At 70.8% G+C, this 16,392-nt stretch carries 15 protein-coding genes, 1 tRNA gene and 2 pseudogenes; 5 read left to right on the top strand and 13 right to left on the bottom strand.

The annotated features are described in order from the left end of the window. Positions 1–31 precede the first annotated feature (31 nt). Both C6376_RS33515 and C6376_RS33510 read left to right on the top strand, forming a co-directional pair. The gene (locus tag C6376_RS33515; RefSeq protein ID WP_107446810.1) at positions 32–757 is read left to right on the top strand and encodes a GntR family transcriptional regulator; all 726 of its coding nucleotides are present in this window, start codon (positions 32–34) and stop codon (positions 755–757) included. Between the two features lie 187 nt (positions 758–944). Then, complete coding sequence (locus tag C6376_RS33510; RefSeq protein WP_107446809.1) at positions 945–2,231, top strand: NAD(P)/FAD-dependent oxidoreductase; 1,287 nt, start codon at positions 945–947, stop codon at positions 2,229–2,231. Positions 2,232–2,396: 165 nt separating this feature from the next. Here C6376_RS33510 and C6376_RS33505 read toward each other — a convergent pair whose 3' ends face one another. The 11 genes from C6376_RS33505 to C6376_RS33460 all read right to left on the bottom strand — a co-directional run bounded on the left by C6376_RS33505 (position 2,397) and on the right by C6376_RS33460 (position 12,108). Further along, positions 2,397–3,566: a tryptophan dimethylallyltransferase family protein gene (locus C6376_RS33505; protein ID WP_107446807.1), complete on the bottom strand. Its 1,170-nt coding sequence runs from the start codon at positions 3,564–3,566 to the stop codon at positions 2,397–2,399. Positions 3,567–3,788: 222 nt separating this feature from the next. After that, positions 3,789–5,135 carry a cytochrome P450 gene (locus tag C6376_RS33500; protein WP_107446805.1) on the bottom strand — a complete coding sequence of 449 codons (1,347 nt, stop codon included), beginning with the start codon at positions 5,133–5,135 and terminating at the stop codon, positions 3,789–3,791. A gap of 8 nt (positions 5,136–5,143) precedes the next feature. Continuing rightward, positions 5,144–5,737, bottom strand: coding sequence for an ATP/GTP-binding protein (locus C6376_RS33495; RefSeq protein ID WP_107446804.1), 594 nt, complete (start codon positions 5,735–5,737; stop codon positions 5,144–5,146). Further along, positions 5,712–6,089 carry a DUF742 domain-containing protein gene (locus C6376_RS33490; protein WP_057582153.1) on the bottom strand — a complete coding sequence of 126 codons (378 nt, stop codon included), beginning with the start codon at positions 6,087–6,089 and terminating at the stop codon, positions 5,712–5,714. Before C6376_RS33490 ends, C6376_RS33495 begins: the two co-directional genes overlap by 26 nt. Further along, on the bottom strand, positions 6,086–6,487 hold the full coding sequence (locus C6376_RS33485) for a roadblock/LC7 domain-containing protein (protein WP_057582154.1): 402 nt from the start codon (positions 6,485–6,487) through the stop codon (positions 6,086–6,088). Before C6376_RS33485 ends, C6376_RS33490 begins: the two co-directional genes overlap by 4 nt. After that, the gene (locus C6376_RS33480) at positions 6,484–7,653 is read right to left on the bottom strand and encodes an ATP-binding protein (RefSeq protein WP_107446802.1); all 1,170 of its coding nucleotides are present in this window, start codon (positions 7,651–7,653) and stop codon (positions 6,484–6,486) included. The genes C6376_RS33485 and C6376_RS33480 overlap by 4 nt, the downstream gene beginning before the upstream one ends. 434 nt (positions 7,654–8,087) lie before the next feature. Then, a tRNA-Leu gene (locus tag C6376_RS33475) sits at positions 8,088–8,172 on the bottom strand. A 282-nt stretch (positions 8,173–8,454) separates the two neighbouring features. Next, positions 8,455–9,132 carry a GntR family transcriptional regulator gene (locus C6376_RS33470; RefSeq protein ID WP_107446801.1) on the bottom strand — a complete coding sequence of 226 codons (678 nt, stop codon included), beginning with the start codon at positions 9,130–9,132 and terminating at the stop codon, positions 8,455–8,457. Positions 9,133–9,444: 312 nt separating this feature from the next. Continuing rightward, on the bottom strand, positions 9,445–10,392 hold the full coding sequence (locus C6376_RS33465) for a beta-ketoacyl-ACP synthase III (RefSeq protein WP_107446800.1): 948 nt from the start codon (positions 10,390–10,392) through the stop codon (positions 9,445–9,447). A gap of 278 nt (positions 10,393–10,670) precedes the next feature. After that, positions 10,671–10,808, bottom strand: a complete 138-nt coding sequence (locus C6376_RS44565) for a hypothetical protein (RefSeq protein WP_173985788.1) — start codon at positions 10,806–10,808, stop codon at positions 10,671–10,673. Beyond that, a complete protein-coding gene (locus C6376_RS33460; protein ID WP_107446799.1) occupies positions 10,774–12,108 on the bottom strand; it encodes an OFA family MFS transporter in 1,335 nt (444 codons plus the stop codon). The genes C6376_RS44565 and C6376_RS33460 overlap by 35 nt, the downstream gene beginning before the upstream one ends. 144 nt (positions 12,109–12,252) lie before the next feature. On the opposite strand from C6376_RS33460, the pseudogene C6376_RS33455 reads away from it, so the two are divergent. Together C6376_RS33455 and fdhD are read left to right on the top strand one after the other, a co-directional pair. Then, positions 12,253–12,450, top strand: a pseudogene (locus C6376_RS33455) (Fe-S-binding domain-containing protein); the annotation flags it as partial. A 7-nt stretch (positions 12,451–12,457) separates the two neighbouring features. Continuing rightward, entirely contained in the window at positions 12,458–13,306 is an 849-nt protein-coding gene (fdhD, locus tag C6376_RS33450) for a formate dehydrogenase accessory sulfurtransferase FdhD (protein ID WP_107446797.1), read from the top strand. A gap of 310 nt (positions 13,307–13,616) precedes the next feature. Here the strand turns inward: fdhD and C6376_RS33445 are convergent, their stop codons facing one another. Beyond that, positions 13,617–14,144 carry an isochorismatase family protein gene (locus tag C6376_RS33445; RefSeq protein WP_107446796.1) on the bottom strand — a complete coding sequence of 176 codons (528 nt, stop codon included), beginning with the start codon at positions 14,142–14,144 and terminating at the stop codon, positions 13,617–13,619. A 346-nt stretch (positions 14,145–14,490) separates the two neighbouring features. After that, positions 14,491–15,480 carry a bile acid:sodium symporter family protein gene (locus C6376_RS33440; protein WP_254076432.1) on the bottom strand — a complete coding sequence of 330 codons (990 nt, stop codon included), beginning with the start codon at positions 15,478–15,480 and terminating at the stop codon, positions 14,491–14,493. A gap of 272 nt (positions 15,481–15,752) precedes the next feature. Here C6376_RS33440 and C6376_RS33435 point away from each other — a divergent pair. Beyond that, a pseudogene (locus C6376_RS33435) lies at positions 15,753–16,295 on the top strand (LysR family transcriptional regulator); the annotation flags it as partial. Between the last annotated feature and the right edge of the window lie 97 nt (positions 16,296–16,392).

Raw genomic sequence — 16,392 nt, 5'->3', positions numbered from 1 at the left:
TGACATGGCACAGCGTTCGGAGGAGACACCCATGGCCCCGAGCACCGGCAGCCGGACACCCGCCTCACCGGCGCCCGCACCGGCCGCGGCGCCCGCACCCGCCCTGCCGGTGCTCGGCGGCCGCCGGAGCAGTTACCGTGAGCGGGTCGCCGACGCCCTGCGGGCCGCGCTGATCGCGGGCGAGCTGCTGCCCGGCGAGGTGTACTCGGCGCCGGCCCTCGCCGCCCGCTTCGGCGTCTCGGCGACCCCGGTGCGCGAGGCGATGCTCGACCTCGCGAAGGAGGGTCTGGTCGACGCCGTCCCGAACAAGGGGTTCCGGGTCACCGATGTCTCCGACCGGCAGCTGGACGAGTACACACACGTCCGCGCCCTCATCGAGATCCCCACCGTGGTCGCACTGGCCACCACCGCCGACCCGGTGTCCCTGGAGGCGCTGCGTCCGGCGGCCCGTGAGATCGTCGCCGCCGCGGTCGCGGGCGACCTCATCGCCTACGTCGAGGCCGACACCCGCTTCCACCTCGGTCTGCTGGCCCTCGCCGGCAACGCCCATCTCGTCCAGGTGGTACGCGAGTTGCGCGGTCGCGCCCGGCTGTACGGACTGACCGCCCTGTCCGCGTCGGGGCGCCTGCTGGCCTCTGCCGAGGAGCACCTGGAGCTCCTCGACGCCCTGCTGGCCCGCGACGAGCGGGCGGTGCGCGAGGTCATGACCCGGCACCTGGGGCATGTCCGGGGCCTGTGGGCCGCCGCTCGCGGGTAGCCGCCCGCCCGAAGTGGGCGGCTCACCCCACACAGTCCGCCCTACCCCCCTCCGCTCCCCGCGCCACCCCCGCCCGTCGAACACGTCTGTGATCCTTGTCGCGGGTGTGCGAAGCGTGACGAGTGTGCCGAACGGGCATGCAACTGCCCGTGCGCGAACGATCGGTGTCTTTTCTGTGGGGGAACGCGTGAGCCTGTGTGTCATCGGTGCTGGACTGTCGGGGCTGGCGACCGCACACGCCCTGAAGTCCGAAGGCGTCGACTTCGTCGTCCTGGAGCGGGCGCCCGAGGTCGGCGGGCTCTGGCGGCAGCCGCAGGCCGGCGAACGCGGGCCGGGCTACCTCTCGCTCCACCTCAACACCAACAAACGGCTCACCGGCTACGCCGACTATCCGATGCCCGACTCCTACCCCGTCTACCCACGGCACAGTGACGTCGCCGTGTACCTGCGTGCCTTCGCCGAGTGGGCCGGTCTGCCGGACCACATCGAGCTGGGGACGACGGTCGAGTCCGTGACACGGGGCGCCGACGGTTCCTGGACGGTGGCCGGCCGGGACGCCCGAGGGCGCCGCACCACACGCGAGTTCAGCCAGGTCGTCGTCGCCTCGGGGCACAACACCGAGCCGGTCCTGCCCGCTCCGCTCCCGGGTTCCGACACCTTCGAAGGAGCGGTTCTGCACGCACTCGACTACCGCGACGGCAGCGACTTCACCGGCCGGCGGGTCGCCGTGGTGGGGCTGGGCGCCTCGGCGGTGGACATCGCCGCCGACCTCTCCCGCTACGCCGCGCAGACCGTCCTGTCCGTGCGCCGGGGACTGCACATCGTGCCCAAGCAGCTCTTCGGCATGCCGTTGGACGACGTCGCCGAGGCACCGTGGTGGACGGCCATGACCCTCGCGGAACAGCGCCGCTTCATCGAGCAGGCTCTGCTCGTCGCGCGCGGCAGGCTCTCGGACTACGGGCTCCCCGAGCCCGACCATCCGATCTTCGCCTCGGCCGTGACCGTCTCCGACGAGATCCTCACCCGCATCCGGCACGGCGGGGTCGTCCCCAAGCCCGCGATCGAGCGCCTCGACGCCGACCGTGTGGTCTTCACCGACGGCACCTCGGTGCCCGCCGACGCGGTGGTCCACTGCACCGGGTACCGCATGGCGTACCCGTTCCTGCCGCCGGGCTGCCCGATCGGTCCGCGGGGATCCGTCGAGTTGTACAAGCGGGTCGTCGCGCCCGACCACCCCGGTCTGTACTTCGTCGGCCTGGTCCGCCCGCACGGTTCCATCACCCGTCTTGTGGAGGCCCAGGCCCGTTGGGTGGCACGGATCGTGGCGGGCAGGGCGACGCTGCCGGAGCGTGAGGTCATGCGCAAGGAGATCTCCGACCACCTGGACGGCATCGCCGGTCAGTACGGCCAGGCGCAGGGCGCGTCGATCCAGGTCGGCGTCGCCCCCTATCTGGAGGAGCTGCGGGCCGAGTGACGCCTCGTCACCCGGCGTCGGCGCCGACGGGGTCGAGCCCGACGCGTCCGTCCGCCGGGGCGTCCCGGTGGTCTCGCGATCCGTGCGGACGAGGGGAGCGGTTCGACGGCATCGGCGCACGGCCCCCCTCGGCGTTCTCATCCCCGGTTGCGGGTCACCACACGCTCACGCCTCGGCGGGTACCGGGGCCGGGTGCGGGACGACGGCCGGCACATCGGTCGGCACGTCGGCCGGCGACAGCACCGTGGGCGGCCGGACCTCGTACGCCTCCGAGGAGATGTACGTCATCACCCGCGGCGGACGGCCCCGTTGGTGGGCCAGCCCCAGATAGGCGACGAGGCCCACGCCGTCCTCCGGCTGCCGCGAGGTGACGGCTGCCGAGGCGCGCCGCACCGAGACCGGGTCGATGCCGTAGCGGGCGTGCAGTGCGGCGGCCCGGTCCAGGGCCACGCCGTCGTGGCGGGCGTAGTCGCGGACCGGGATGTAGACCGTGAAGCCGCTCGGCAGGCCGGTTCCCGTCTCGGTGAAGGCATGGCACGTCTGGACGGGCCGGCGGTCGAGCTGCGGTTTGTGCTCCTCCCCCGCCACGATGCGGAAGAACTCCTCGATTTCCGCGCTGCCGGGGCCGTCTCCCGTACGGGACAGGGCGCCCGCCTCCGCGGCCGACAGGTCGTCGTGCGCCAGATAGACCTTCACCCGTGGCTCCGCCCAGTCACCGAGGTCCAGGGCGAAGAACAGATGGCGGTCACCGTCGGGCAGCGCCTGGAACGCCTTACGGTGACCGAGTCGTTTCAGCGCCTGCCGTACGGTCTTGGCGGCCCGCTTCTGTCCCGAGGCCGCGGGATTCAGGTAGACCTTGACCCTGGGTACGCCGCCCGCACGAAGCTCCAGCGCGCACCAGAGCGCCAGCGGCCCCTGAGGCGACGGCGGGAAGAACAGGTCCTCCAGGTCGTCGAGCGGGTCAGTGCCGAAGCCCCAGCGCCGGCCCATCTCGCGTATCACCCGCAGTCCGGTGCGGCCGTTGTCCGTCAGGTCGCCGGCGCCCGCCCCCGGCTCGAGGAGTACCCGCAGGGTCGGCGGCGCGTCCGGTTCGCAGGAGAGGGAGAACTCCACGGGGGTGTGGTCGTCCGAGAGGAAGCTGCGGCTGGGCGGCGGCAGTTCCAGCGGTCGCTGCGCGAGAGGGCCCAGCACGTCGAGAAGCGTGCGCGCGTAGACCTCGGAGTCGACGGCGGGCAGACCCGCGATCTCGCTCAGTCGCAGTAACTGACGGGCCGCGTGGCCGCCGAGCGTGCCCACCGTCGGCTCGCCCGTGGCGCCGGGGCGCGCGCCGGTCATCGGACCTCGCCCTCGGGAACGGGGCGGGCAAGAAGATACCCGCCTGGGGAGGCGGGTATCAGGGGGTGCAAGACGATGGGGTGTCGTATGAAATCGGCGTCGGCGGATCTGGAGTCCACGACATCTCCTCCTACTCATGAGGAACACGGAATATCGCGTTCCTCACTACCCCTGCGGTTGAATCGTCATGCAGTGAAGCAGAGTTGACGGGTGTTGTGTGCATCACCTCGTCAGCCAGTTGAGGAACTGGCTCCACACGCCTCCGCGTTCGCTCCTGCCGCCCGCCGGGGCCGTGTACTGCGGACGCACCGGGGACTCCCTGCGGGCCGGCGCGGGCCGCTGGACGATCTGCACCGGGGTGAACTTGGCGGGCAGCACCGTGAGTCCGCGGTTGAAGGGGCCCGGCCGCCAGGTCAGGCTCTCGGTGGGCACCGCCAGCTCGACGTCGGGCAGCTTGTTCAGCAGGTTCTCGATGGCCGTCACGGTGATCTGCCGGGCGGGCTCCTTGGACGGGCAGGCGTGCGGGCCCGCGCTCCAGGCGAGGTGGGCGCGGTTGCTGCCGGCCTGGCGTGCGGCCGTCAGCGCCGGACCGGTGTTGGCCGCGGCGTAGCTGACCAGCAGGAGGTCGCCGGCCTGCAGCTTCTGTCCGGCGAACTCCATGTCGGACACCGGGTAGTGGGCGCCGAGGTTCTGCATCGGCGGGTTCTCCCACAGCGTGTCGTCGATCGCCTCGTCGATCAGACCGCCCTGGTGGGCGTACGCGTCATGGGTGAGCAGGCGGTGCAGGGTGTTCCCGATGAGGTTGCGCAGCGGCTCGTTGCCCGCCACCAGCAGCAGGGCGATCTGGTGGACCATCTCCTCGTCGGTGAGCTTGGCCGGGTGCTGCATCAGCCACGAGGGGACGTCGTCGCCGGGCTTGGACCGCTTGAGCGCGACGAGTTCGCCGATGGCCCCGAACATCACCCCGACCGCCTGCTCGGCGTTCACACCGTCGAACATGCCGGTGATGCCGAAGACGACGCGGTCTCCGATGTCGGCGGTGCAGCCGAACAGCTCGTTGAACACGAACAGCGGCAGCTGCTTGGCGTAGTCGCCGAGCAGATCGGCCGAGCCACGTGAACCGAACTGCGAGATCAGGTAGTTGGAGACCTGCTCGGTGGTCTGGCTCAGCTTGCGCGAGTCGACCCGGGCCATGCTGTCCGTGATCGCCTGGCGCAGCCTGTGGTGCTCCGCGCCGTCGCTGAACATGGCGTTGGGCCGGTGCGCCAGCAGCGGTGCGACCGGGCTGTCCGCAGGGATGCGGCCTTCGTTGAGGTCCCGCCAGCGGCGTGCGTCCTTACGGAACGCACCCGAGTCCTGGAGCAGTTGGAGGGCGAAGGCGTAGTCCGTGACGAGGGTGGCCTCGACCCCCGGCGACAACTCGACGGGCGCGGTGGGCCCGTAGTGGCGCAGGTAGCTGTAGTAGGCCTGCGGGTCGGCCGCGAAGTCCGGCCCGTACAACGGCACTCTGCCGTCGGCCTGGTGCGCCGGACACCCGGGCGGGGGCACGGGTGCGGTGGGTTGGTCCATGTGTGCTCCTAGTGTGCACGTTCCTGCAGATGGCGGACGAGGGTGATCAGCGCGTCGGCCGACGACCGTTCGTCTCGCGCGTCGCAGGTGACGACGGGGGTGTCGTCGAGCAGGTCGAGTGCTTCGCGCAGAGCGTTCTCGTCCCGCGGCGGGGCGCCGTCGAAGTGGTTGACGGCGATGGCGTAGTCGAGTCCGTAGTGTTCGATCAGATCGATCACGGCGAAGGAGTCCGCGAGCCGCTCGGGATCGACGAGGACCAGCGCGCCGAGCGCGCCGCGCGCCATGTCCTCCCACATCTGCACGAAACGCTGCTGGCCCGGCGTTCCGAACAGGTACAGCACGACACGGTCGCTGATGGTCAGGCGGCCGAAGTCCATGGCGACCGTGGTGGTGGTCTTGCCCTGGACCCCCTTGAGGTCGTCGACCGCCTCGGCCGCCCGGGTCATCGTCTCCTCGGTCGACAGCGGCTCGATCTCGGAGATCGCCCCGATGAACGTGGTCTTGCCGACCGCGAAGTGGCCCACGACGAGGATCTTGACGGCCGTCTGCGTCTCACCGCCGCGGACGTACGCCTGCTCATCCAAACTTGGCCCTGAGACCATTCAGCACCTCCTCCAGGATGTCCCGGTCGGCGAGCGGAGCCCGCTGGACGGGCGGACGGGTGATGAGGTAGCCGCCCTCGGTGAGTGCGGCCAGGAGGATCTTCACCACTCCCAGGGGGAGTTGGGTGTGCCCGGCGATCTCGGCGACCGACAGGTAGCCGGCCGCGCACAGGTCCAGCAGCTTCTGTTCCTCGGGGGACAGTCTCGTGGGCCGCTGCTCGTGGTCGGCGGCAGCCGTGACCAGCGTGATGAGGGACAGCTGCCCCTCGTCGGGCAGCCCGCGCCCCTTGGTGATGACGTACGGACGCACTAACTCCGGTGTCTGCGGCTCCAGTTCGCCGTAGCCGGTCATGACCGCACGCCAAGGTTCTCGCGCGGCGGCGTGGTGAGCGCCTTGCCGAGCTGGCCGACGAGCTGCTGCATCCGGAAGGTGATGTCCGCCATGTCGACGTCCGGGGAGGCGGAGACGCCGAGGTAGGCACCCTCGCCGGCGGAGATCAGGAAGACCCAGCCTCCGTCGAACTCGACCAGTGTCTGCCGCCAACGCATCTGCGGGTCCTCGCAGAAGAAGGCGAGCGAACGGCTGAGCGACTGCACACCGCTCATCGCGGCGGCCACCCGGTCCGCGTCGTCCTTGTCGAAGTCCTGCGTCCGTGCCATCAGCAGGCCGTCGGCGGAGATCAGGACGGCGTGCAGGGCCCCGGGAATCTCCAGTGCGCTGTCAAGCATCCATGACAGATCGTCATTCACGAGAACTCATGCCCTTCGCTGCTTGCACCACGGGTGCTCGACTGTTCCGCCGGGTCCGCCTGCACGGCCCGGCCCGACCGGGTGCCGCGCTGGAAGGCGCCCATGATCGCCGCCGTCTCCGCTCCCGTCCGGGAGGGGCCGGGGGCGTTCGACGCGCTACCGGGGACGATGGCCATCGGCCGCTTGCGGCGCCGCTTGGGCAGACCGTCGGACGTGGTGGTCGCGGTCAGCGCGGTCTCGGGGCCGCCGCCGACGGGGGCGGGCGTGGCAGCGGGAACGACCGGAGCCGGTTCCTTCTGCTCGGGTGCGTTGGTGAGCAGATCGTGCGGCAGGAGGAGAACTGCCCGGACGCCACCGTAGGGCGAGGTGGAGTCCACGGACACCTCGAAGCCGAAGCGCTCGCTGAGCACGCCGATCACGGCGAAACCGAACTGCGGGGGGTTGCCGAGGCCGGAGACGCCCGACACCCGTTCGCTCGACAGGAGTTTGTCCGCCCGGGCGCGCTCCTCGTCGTTCATGCCGACACCGGCGTCGTCGACGACGATGCAGATGCCCTTGGGCACGGTGCGAATGTTGATCTCGACGACGGTGTCGGGACTGGAATAGCTCGTGGCGTTGTCGAGCAGCTCCGCGAGGGCCAGTGCGACGGGCTCGACGGCACGGCTCGTGATGCCGAAGTCGACCTGGGAGAGGATCTCGATACGCCGGAAGTGGCGCACCCTGCCCTGGGCGCTGCGCACCACGTCATAGACGGACGCGACATCGCGCGCGCGCCCCAGCCAGCCGTCGCAGAGCACGGCGATCGACTGTGCGCGCCGGCCGAACTGCGAGTTGGTGTGGTCGATCTCCAGGAGGTCCTGGAGGATGACCGACTCGCCATATTTGTTCTGCAGCCGGGAGACGATCAACTGCTGTTCCGCGGCAAGGCCCTGAAGGGTCCGCATAGCGGACTTGAGGACCGTTTTCGTAGCCTCTTCGGCTCTTTCCTGAGCAGCCTCGACCGATTGCGCGTACTCGTTCTCCAAGGCGGAGTAGTGGGATCTGAGCCCCACAATCTCCTGCCTTAAGGCACGCGCCGCCCTGCGCTGGCGAACAATGAGGGCGACTGCGATGAGTACGGCGGCGAGGAGAGCCCAGAGTACCGGGTTCCGTATGTAATCAGTCATAAGACTCTCTTCAGGCGACTGACGGCCAGTTGCTGAATTCCCGTCAACACGGGTGGACCGGCGGACCATCCGCACGGGGATGACCGCCCGGACTGTCCCCCCGTAGCCGGAGATGTCGTCTTGCACCCATCCGCCCGCCCACAAGCGAGCGTGATCGTATCACCACAAGAAGGAACCACAGACCGCCAATATCCCCACCGAGATGAACATTGACGATCCGTCAATCGCACTGGTGGGCGGCGGTGGAACGGCCGGGCAATCGCCTTTGTGACAGCCAAGTCAAGCAGCGTGACGCGACAACCGATAAGTGGTCTTCCGCGACAATCCGGAACCAATGGCTACCGAAAACAACAAAACCCGCATCCGGCGGAACGCCGAATGCGGGTCAATGAGTTGTCACCGAGTGAAATCCGCTCGGTACGGAGAGTGAAAAGTGTCCGAGGGGGGACTTGAACCCCCACGCCCGATAAAGGGCACTAGCACCTCAAGCTAGCGCGTCTGCCATTCCGCCACCCGGACCAGGTGATGCCGCCCTGCGAGGCGTTCCCCGCGGCGACACGGACAACAATACCAAGTTTTCGGGATAGCTCTCACCTGCATATCCGCTGGCCGCGCAGGGTGACGGCGCCCTCACCGCGAAGCCCCGCACCTCCCGCCCGGCCCCCGGCCGGCCGGGGGCGGGCATCGGCCGGCGCTCCGGGAAACAGCCATGGATCGCCTGCGCGCCCGGCGAAGGGGACGAGGGTGGGGAGCCGCCCACGGCCGGGCGGCTCCCCAGGACTGACCCGCCCCACGCACGGGTCAGGACGTGTCGCGGGCGTGCTGCGAACTGCGGGTGTGCTCGGTGTGCTCGCGCATCAGCCGGGCGGCCCCCTGTTCGTCGTGATCGGCGATGGCCGCGATCAGGTCGCGGTGCTCGCTCCAGGACCGGTGGCCGTGTTGCCGGGCGATAGGCGTGCAGTACCGGCGTACCCGGCGGTCGACCTGGGCCGCCAGCTCGGCGAGGACCGTGTTGCCCGACAGCTCGACGACCTTCGCGTGGAAGCGGGCGTTCAGTGCGAGCGCGGCGTCCTCGTCGTCCTCGGTGGCGGCCAGCACACCCTGCGCCAGGATCTCGTTCAGGACGGCGATGCCGTCCTCGTCCGCGTGCGCGGCCGCGAGACGTGCGGCTTCGGCCTCCAACAGGGTTCGCACGGCTAGGAGTTGGTTTATCTCCCCTGCGGTCGGCTCGTGCACGAACGCGCCCTGGGCCGGCCGGAGATCGACCCAGCCCTCGGTGTTCAGCCGCTGCAGCGCCTCGCGCACGGGCTGCCGTGAGACGCCGAGCAGACCGGCGAGTTCGCTCTCGACGAGGTGCCGGCCGGGCTGCAGCGCGCGCGATGTGATGAGTTCGAGCAGTGCCTCGTAGACGCGGTCGCGCAGCGGGCCGGGCCGTTCGAGCTTGGGCACCGCTCCGTGCGGCAGTCCTGTCGACAACATCGGTCGGTCCCCTCCTGGGCAGGCGCCGGGCGACCGTGGCCGAGCCGCGGGTCGGACGACACCGCGAACGGCTGCGGCCCGGCCGGACTCGCGGGCGACCGGACACCGGACAACCGGCCATCGGACAACCGGCCCTCGGACTGCGGGTGGCGAGCGGTGGGCCCGGGAACAGCCGGTACGCCGGTGCGGCAATCGGGCGACTGCCTCCAGCCGAGTGTCGATCGTCTTTCGTCTGCAGTCTACGGCGCACGCACGCCGGACGCGGAGGCAGTCGCCGCCACTCGCCGGGTCACGCGGTGGCTCGGCGCGCGGTCACGGGCAGCGCACGACCTGCCCGGCATACGACAGGTTGCCGCCGAAGCCGAACAGCAGTACGGGGTCACCCGTGGAGACGGCGCCCTGTTCGACGAGCTTGGAGAAGGCGAGCGGGATGCTGGCGGCGGAGGTGTTTCCCGATTCGCTCACATCGCGCGCGACGACCGCGTTGACAGCCCCGATCTTCGCCGCGAGGGGCTCGATGATGCGCAGGTTCGCCTGGTGCAGGACGACGGCGGCCAGGTCCTCGGGCTTGAATCCCGCCCGCTCGCAGGCCTGCCGGGCGAGCGGCGGCAGCCGGGTGGTGGCCCAGCGGTAGACGCTCTGGCCTTCCTGGGCGAACCTGGCCGGCTGACCCTCGATGCGCACCGCGTGCCCCATCTCGGGCACCGAGCCCCACAGCACGGGCCCGATCCCGGGCTCGGCGCCGTCGGGACAGGCCTCGACCACGGCGGCGCCCGCTCCGTCGCCGACGAGCACGCAGGTGGTGCGGTCGCTCCAGTCCGTCACCTCGGACATCTTGTCGGCGCCGATGACCAGGGCGCGGGTGGCGGCGCCGGCGCGGACGGTGTGGTCGGCGGTGGCCAGCGCATGGGTGAAACCGGCGCAGACGACGTTGACGTCCATCACGGCGGGCTGCGGGATGCCGAGGCGGGCGGCGACCCTCGCGGCCATGTTGGGCGAGCGGTCGACGGCCGTGGAGGTGGCGACGAGCACCAGGTCGATCTCGTCCGGTGCGAGGCCCGCCGTGGCGAGCGCCTTGGCCGCGGCGTGCGCGGCGAGCTCGTCCACCGGCTCGTCGGGGCCGGCGATGTGGCGCGTGCGGATGCCCACCCGGCTCCTGATCCACTCGTCATTGGTGTCCACCAGTTCCGCCAGGTCCTCGTTGGTGAGCACCTTGGCGGGCTGGTAGTGGCCGACGGCGGTGATGCGCGAGCCGTTCATTCGGGGGTCCCCTCGTTGCCGTGGGTTGCGGGATCCACCAGTCTGATCAGTGACTCACCGGTACGAGGGCGTGTGAAGCGACAGGAAACCGGTTCCCCGGTTGTCGGCTTCCCCATAGCTCTCGGACGCCCGACCACCTGCCGAACGTCCGCCCGCCCGGACACGCGCCCCGGGAACGAAGGCGGGTGCGCCCGCGCCCTGCCGGCATTCGTGCCGCGCAGCCGCCCGGCCGCCCGCGGGGACGGCCGGGATCCCCGGACTTCAGCCCGGGGATCATGTCAACCGGTGAACAGTTGCGTCGCCTTCTGTACGAGCTCGTACAGCCCGTAGACGAGCGGCGCCCCCACCCACAGCCAGGCGAAGGCGGTCAGCGGCCGCCGGTCAGGCTGCGGACTCGGGCTGCTGTCGTTCGGCATCGGCTGCCTTCCTCTGGGCGGGTACGTGGTGGCGGACGTGGACGGGCCGGACGAGCTCGTTGGCGACGAACCCGACGGCCAGCAGCCCGATCATGATGAACAGGGACAGGGTGTACAGCGACGAGCCGTCCTTGCCGGCCTCCTCCTGGCGGTCGGCGATCCAGTTGACGATCAGCGGGCCCAGCACGCCGGCCGTCGACCAGGCGGTGAGCAGCCGGCCGTGGATCGCGCCCACCTGATAGGCCCCGAAGAGGTCCTTGAGATAGGCGGGAATGGTCGCGAAGCCCCCTCCGTAGAAGGAGAGGATCACCAGCGCGCACAGGACGAACAGCGGTTTCGACGAGTCGCCGATCAGGGCGATGAGGGCGTACATCAGGGCGCCGACGCCCAGGTAGAGACGGTAGACGTTCTTGCGCCCGACCAGGTCCGAGGTCGACGACCAGCCGATCCGGCCGGCCATGTTGGCCGCGGACAGCAGGGCGACGAAGCCAGCGGCCGCGGAGGCCGAGACCGGGGTGGAGGTGTCGGCGAAGAAGTCCGTGATCATGGGCGCGGCCTTCTCGAGGATGCCGATGCCGGCGGTCACGTTCATGCAGAGCACGATCCACAGACACCAGAACTGCGGGGTGCGCACCGCGCTGCGCGCCGAGACCTGCACGCCCTCGACGGCGCTCGGCGCGCCGGCGACCGGCCGCTCGCCGCGCGGCACGCGCACCAGCAGGACGCCCAGCGTCATGAAGACCGCGTAACTGAGACCGTGCACGAGGAACGCGAGGGCGATGCCCGAGCTGTCGGAGCCGAACGACTGGAGCATCTGCGCGGACCAGGGAGAGGCGATGAGCGCGCCGCCGCCGAAGCCCATGATGGCGATTCCGGTGGCCATGCCGGGGCGGTCCGGGAACCACTTGATCAGGGTGGAGACGGGCGAGATGTAACCGATTCCCAGCCCGATTCCGCCGACGAAGCCGTAGCCGAGGACGATCAGCCAGTACTGCTCGACGGCGGCGCCGAGGGCGGAGATCAGGAACCCGGACGAGAAACAGACCAGGGCGACGGTCATCGCCCAGCGCGGCCCGTTACGTTCCACCAGGGTGCCGCCGAAGGCCGCGGACAGGCCGAGCATCACGATGGCGAGCTGGAACGGGAGCGCGCTCTGCGTCCCGCTGAGACCGAGCGCGGACTCCAGCGACGGTTTGAACACCGACCAGGCGTAGGCCTGGCCGATGGAGAGGTGGACCGAGAGGGCGGCCGGGGGGACGAGCCAACGGCTCCAGCCGGGCGGCGCGATGGGGGGACTCATGAAACCTGAACGGTAGAAACCCGTTTCTGACGCTGAGAAGGGGGAGCGTGAAGCGTTTACGGTGAGCGGTAGGCGGGGTGCGCCGAACGGTCGGGCCGTCCGAGGGCACTGCCGTTCGGTCGGCGTACGTCCGGCGGGCGGCCGGGTACCGGCCGGGACGAGGCGGCGGGCACGCGGACCACGACCGTGTGCGCGTGCTGCGGGGTGGGGCGCGGTCCCACACTCCATGTGCAGGACAATGAGAACGTGAAGGTCACGTCACCGCACGACAACCCGGTGACCCACGACAACCTCTGCATCAAGGGCCGCTTCGGCTACCAGCACGTACAGAACCGGGGCTGATCACGACATGGGACGAGTCACCGAACGACGCAAGGTGGTCCGCATCAGGGACGGCGCGGTCTCCACCCGCCCGGACACCCTGGTCGCCGAGGAGCCACTGGAGATCCGGCTCAACGGCAAACCGCTGGCGATCACGATGCGCACGCCCGGTGACGACTTCGCGCTGGCCGCCGGTTTCCTGGTCAGCGAGGGCGTGCTGGCCGAGCGGGACGACCTCCAGAACATCGTCTACTGCGCGGGCGCGACAGCCGACGGGAGCAACACCTACAACGTGGTGGACGTACGCACCGCGCCCGGAGTGGCGATCCCCGACATCACCCTCGAGCGCAACGTCTACACCACCTCCTCGTGCGGCCTGTGCGGCAAGGCGAGCCTGGACGCGGTGCGCACGACGACCCGCTGGCCCGTCGCCGACACCCCCCGGCTCCGGATCGAGCCCGAGCTGCTCGCCGTCCTGCCCGACCGGCTGCGCGCGGCGCAGCGGGTGTTCGACCGGACCGGAGGGCTCCACGGGGCCGCCCTGTTCTCCGAGGACGGCGCACTGCTCGACGTCCGGGAGGACGTGGGCCGGCACAACGCGGTGGACAAGCTGGTCGGCCGTGCCCTGCAGAGCGGGGACCTGCCCCTGTCGCGGGCGATCCTGCTGGTCTCGGGCCGGGCCTCGTTCGAGCTGGCGCAGAAGGCCGTGATGGCGGGCGTCCCGGTGCTCGCGGCGGTCTCCGCGCCCTCCTCGCTGGCGGTGGACCTGGCCGTGGAGACCGGACTGACCCTGGTGGGCTTCCTGCGGGGCAGCTCCATGAACGTGTACGCGGGTGAGGACCGCATAGCCCTGAGGGCCCCGGCCGCCCAGGGCTGACCCGGTCCCCCGCGGCCCGGCGGCGCGGCCCCCACCGGCGGGGAACGCCCCCTGCGCCGCGGTGCCCCCCTTCAGCGCGCCCCGCTCACCCGCGCGCCGGCCCGGTCCCGGCACCCGCACCGCCACCGGGCTGCCTGCTGCCCGAGCTGACGCTGCCGGGCCGCCCGCTGCCTCGGCGACTCCGCCGTCGGCCGGCGCCCCGGCCGGGCGCGAGGAAGCCCCTCGCCGGACGCGTCCGGAGGCCTCCGTCCCCCTCGGCCCGCCGCTGCCGCCGCTGCCGCCGCCGCTGCCAGGGTCGGCCCAACCAGGCTCAGTCCCGCGTGAAGCGCACGTCGGCCGTGTGGACCACAGTGCCGAGCCGGGGGAAATCGAGCTTCACCGACGCCTCGTGTTCGGGCCCGGTGAGGGCGGCCATCGCATCCTCGACGAAGACCAGCTCGTATCCGAGGTCGCCGGCGGCGCGGGCGGTGGACTCGACGCCGAGATTCGTCGCGATGCCCGCGAACACGCAGGTGGTGACGCCTCGTTCACGGAGACTGTCGTCCAGGCCGGTTCCCTGGAAGGCGCCGATCGTCCGTTTGACGATCTCCACGTCGCCGTCCCGCGACAGCCCCTGGACCAGTCCGCTGCCGGACGGCTGCTCGACGACCCCCGGACGCTCGACGCGGACGAGCACGACGAGGGCTCCCGCCGAGCGGAAGGAGTCCGCCAACTCCTGTGCGGCCTGCAGCACTTCGGCGCCGTTGCGGGGCGCGAGGGGGAGGGCGACGATGCGGTCCATCAGATCGACGAGGATCAGTGCGGTGCGCGCGGGATCGAGCGCGTGGGGGACGGTCATGACGGAACGCTATCCCCCGTCAGCCGTCCGTGCCGGAGATCAGGGATCAACAGCCACGTGAACTGATTCGCGGGTCGGGTGCCGTGCCCCCAACCCGCTGTCCGGGTGCCGAAACCGCTCCCGCAACGCGATCCGAGGGTGGAAACCGCTATCGCCACACAGTCCGGGTGTCGAAACCGCTACCGTAACGCAGTCCGGGCGCCGCAACCGCCCGCGCGCGTGACCCCGGCGCCGAAACCGCTCCCGCAACACGATCCGGGCGCCTGATGGGTTTCGTAACGTCGGCGCAGGCACCGTAACGGGTTTCTTGCCGTACCGGGTTTCTCCTCTTCCCCCGGCGAACGGCTCACGCCGTCGCCTGTGTCCGCTCGCCGGTGCGTTCGTGCGGCGGCTCCAGTGGATCGCGGGCCCGGCGCTTGGCGATGACCGCGCACACCATGAGCTGCATCTGGTGGAAGAGCATCAGCGGCAGCACCGCGAGGGAGGCGTGCGCGCCGAACAGGACGCTCGCCATGGGCAGTCCCGAGGCGAGGGACTTCTTGGAGCCGGCGAACTGCAGGGCGATCCGGTCCGCACGGCCGAACCGCAGCGCCCGGCCGCCGTACCAGGTCAGGGCGAGCATCACCGCGAGCAGCACGGCCTCGACCACGAGCAGTCCGCCCAGCCGCACCGCGCTCACCCGGTGCCAGATGCCCTGGACCACGCCCTCGCTGAAGGCGGTGTAGACGACGAGGAGGATCGAACCGCGGTCGACGAGCGCGAGCACCTTCTTGTGCCGGGTGACGAAGCCGCCGATCCAGCGTCGCAGCACCTGCCCCGCGAGGAACGGCACGAGCAGTTGCAGCACGATCCCGACGACTGAGTCCGCCGAGAAGCCGACGCCGTTGCTGCCGAGCAGGGCCGCCGCCAGCAGCGGGGTGACGACGATGCCGACCAGGGAGGAGAAGGAGCCCGCGCAGATCGCCGCGGGCACGTTGCCACGGGCGATCGAGGTGAAGGCGATCGACGACTGGACGGTCGACGGCACGAGGGTGAGGAAAAGCAGCCCCTGGTAGAGCGGGTGGGTGAGGAGGACCGGGACGAGGCCGCGGGCGGCCAGGCCGAGCAGCGGGAAGACCACGAACGTGCAGGCCAGCACCGTCACGTGCAGTCGCCAGTGCTTCAGCCCGTCCAGCGCCTCGCGGGTGGACAGGCGGGCGCCGTACAGGAAGAAGAGGAAGGCGATGGCCGCGGTCGAGGCGCCGGAGGCCACATCGGCGGCGGCACCGCGCGCCGGGAACAGCGCGGCGAGCCCGACGGTCGCGAGCAACAGCAGGATGTAGGGGTCGACCGGCATCCGGCTCGGCCACTGCAGGCGTTTCACGGTGCTCCACGTGCTGTTCGAAGGAGTGCTTGTTCCCGAAAGGTTTCCGACCCCTGGTACGTGCGGACCGCCGGCACGCACCGGAGGTCCGTCGCTGCGGGCGAGCGGGCAAGCGGGCGGGGCCGGGGACCGGAGGGCCCTCTCCATCGTCCTCCTCGGGTCCGTGATCGGGAATCCCGTACACCGCTCTCACCGTCATCACGGAACACGATGACCGGCACTGGGGCAGCCCTGGGGTGGCGTATGTGTACGAGCCCTCCCATCTGCGCGCCTTCCTCGCCGTCGCCCAGACGCTCAGTTCCACGCAGGCGGCGCGGCGGCTCGGACTGCGCCGGTCCACCGTCGGTCAGCACGTGCGAAGGCTGGAGGACGCGACCGGTCGCACCCTGTTCACCCGGGACACACACTCGGTGGAACTGACCGAGGACGGTGAGGCCATGCTCGGCTCCGCACACCGGATCCTCGACGCCCACGATCAGGCCGCCGCGTTCTTCACCGGCACCCGGCTGCGCGGCCGGCTGCCCTTCGAAGCGTCCGAGAACTTCGTGCCGACCCGGTTGCCGGAAATTCTGGAAAGTTTCCGCTCCGATCACCCGGAGGTCGACCTGGGACTGACGGTGGAACTGTCGGGCACCCTGCACGAGCGGCTCGCCGCGGGCAAGCTGGACCTGGTGTCGGCCAAGCGGCGCCCCGAGGATCCGCGCGGCAAGCCGGTGTGGCACGACGAGCTGGTCTGGATCGGCGCAGAACGGCTGCGCCCGGACGCGGGGCGGCCGGTCCCGCTGATCCGCGGGGCCGAGAGCGCCGCGGGACGCCCTGGCGGCGGCGATGCTGGCGGGCGGCGACCGGCTGCACCGGCCGACCGCCGCCCCGCGGTCGGCGCCG

The organism is Streptomyces sp. P3 (assembly GCF_003032475.1).
Taxonomy (GTDB): Bacteria; Actinomycetota; Actinomycetes; order Streptomycetales; family Streptomycetaceae; genus Streptomyces.
The sequence above is the reverse complement of the archived record's forward strand: the minus strand, read 5'-3'. Positions and strand labels throughout refer to the sequence as shown.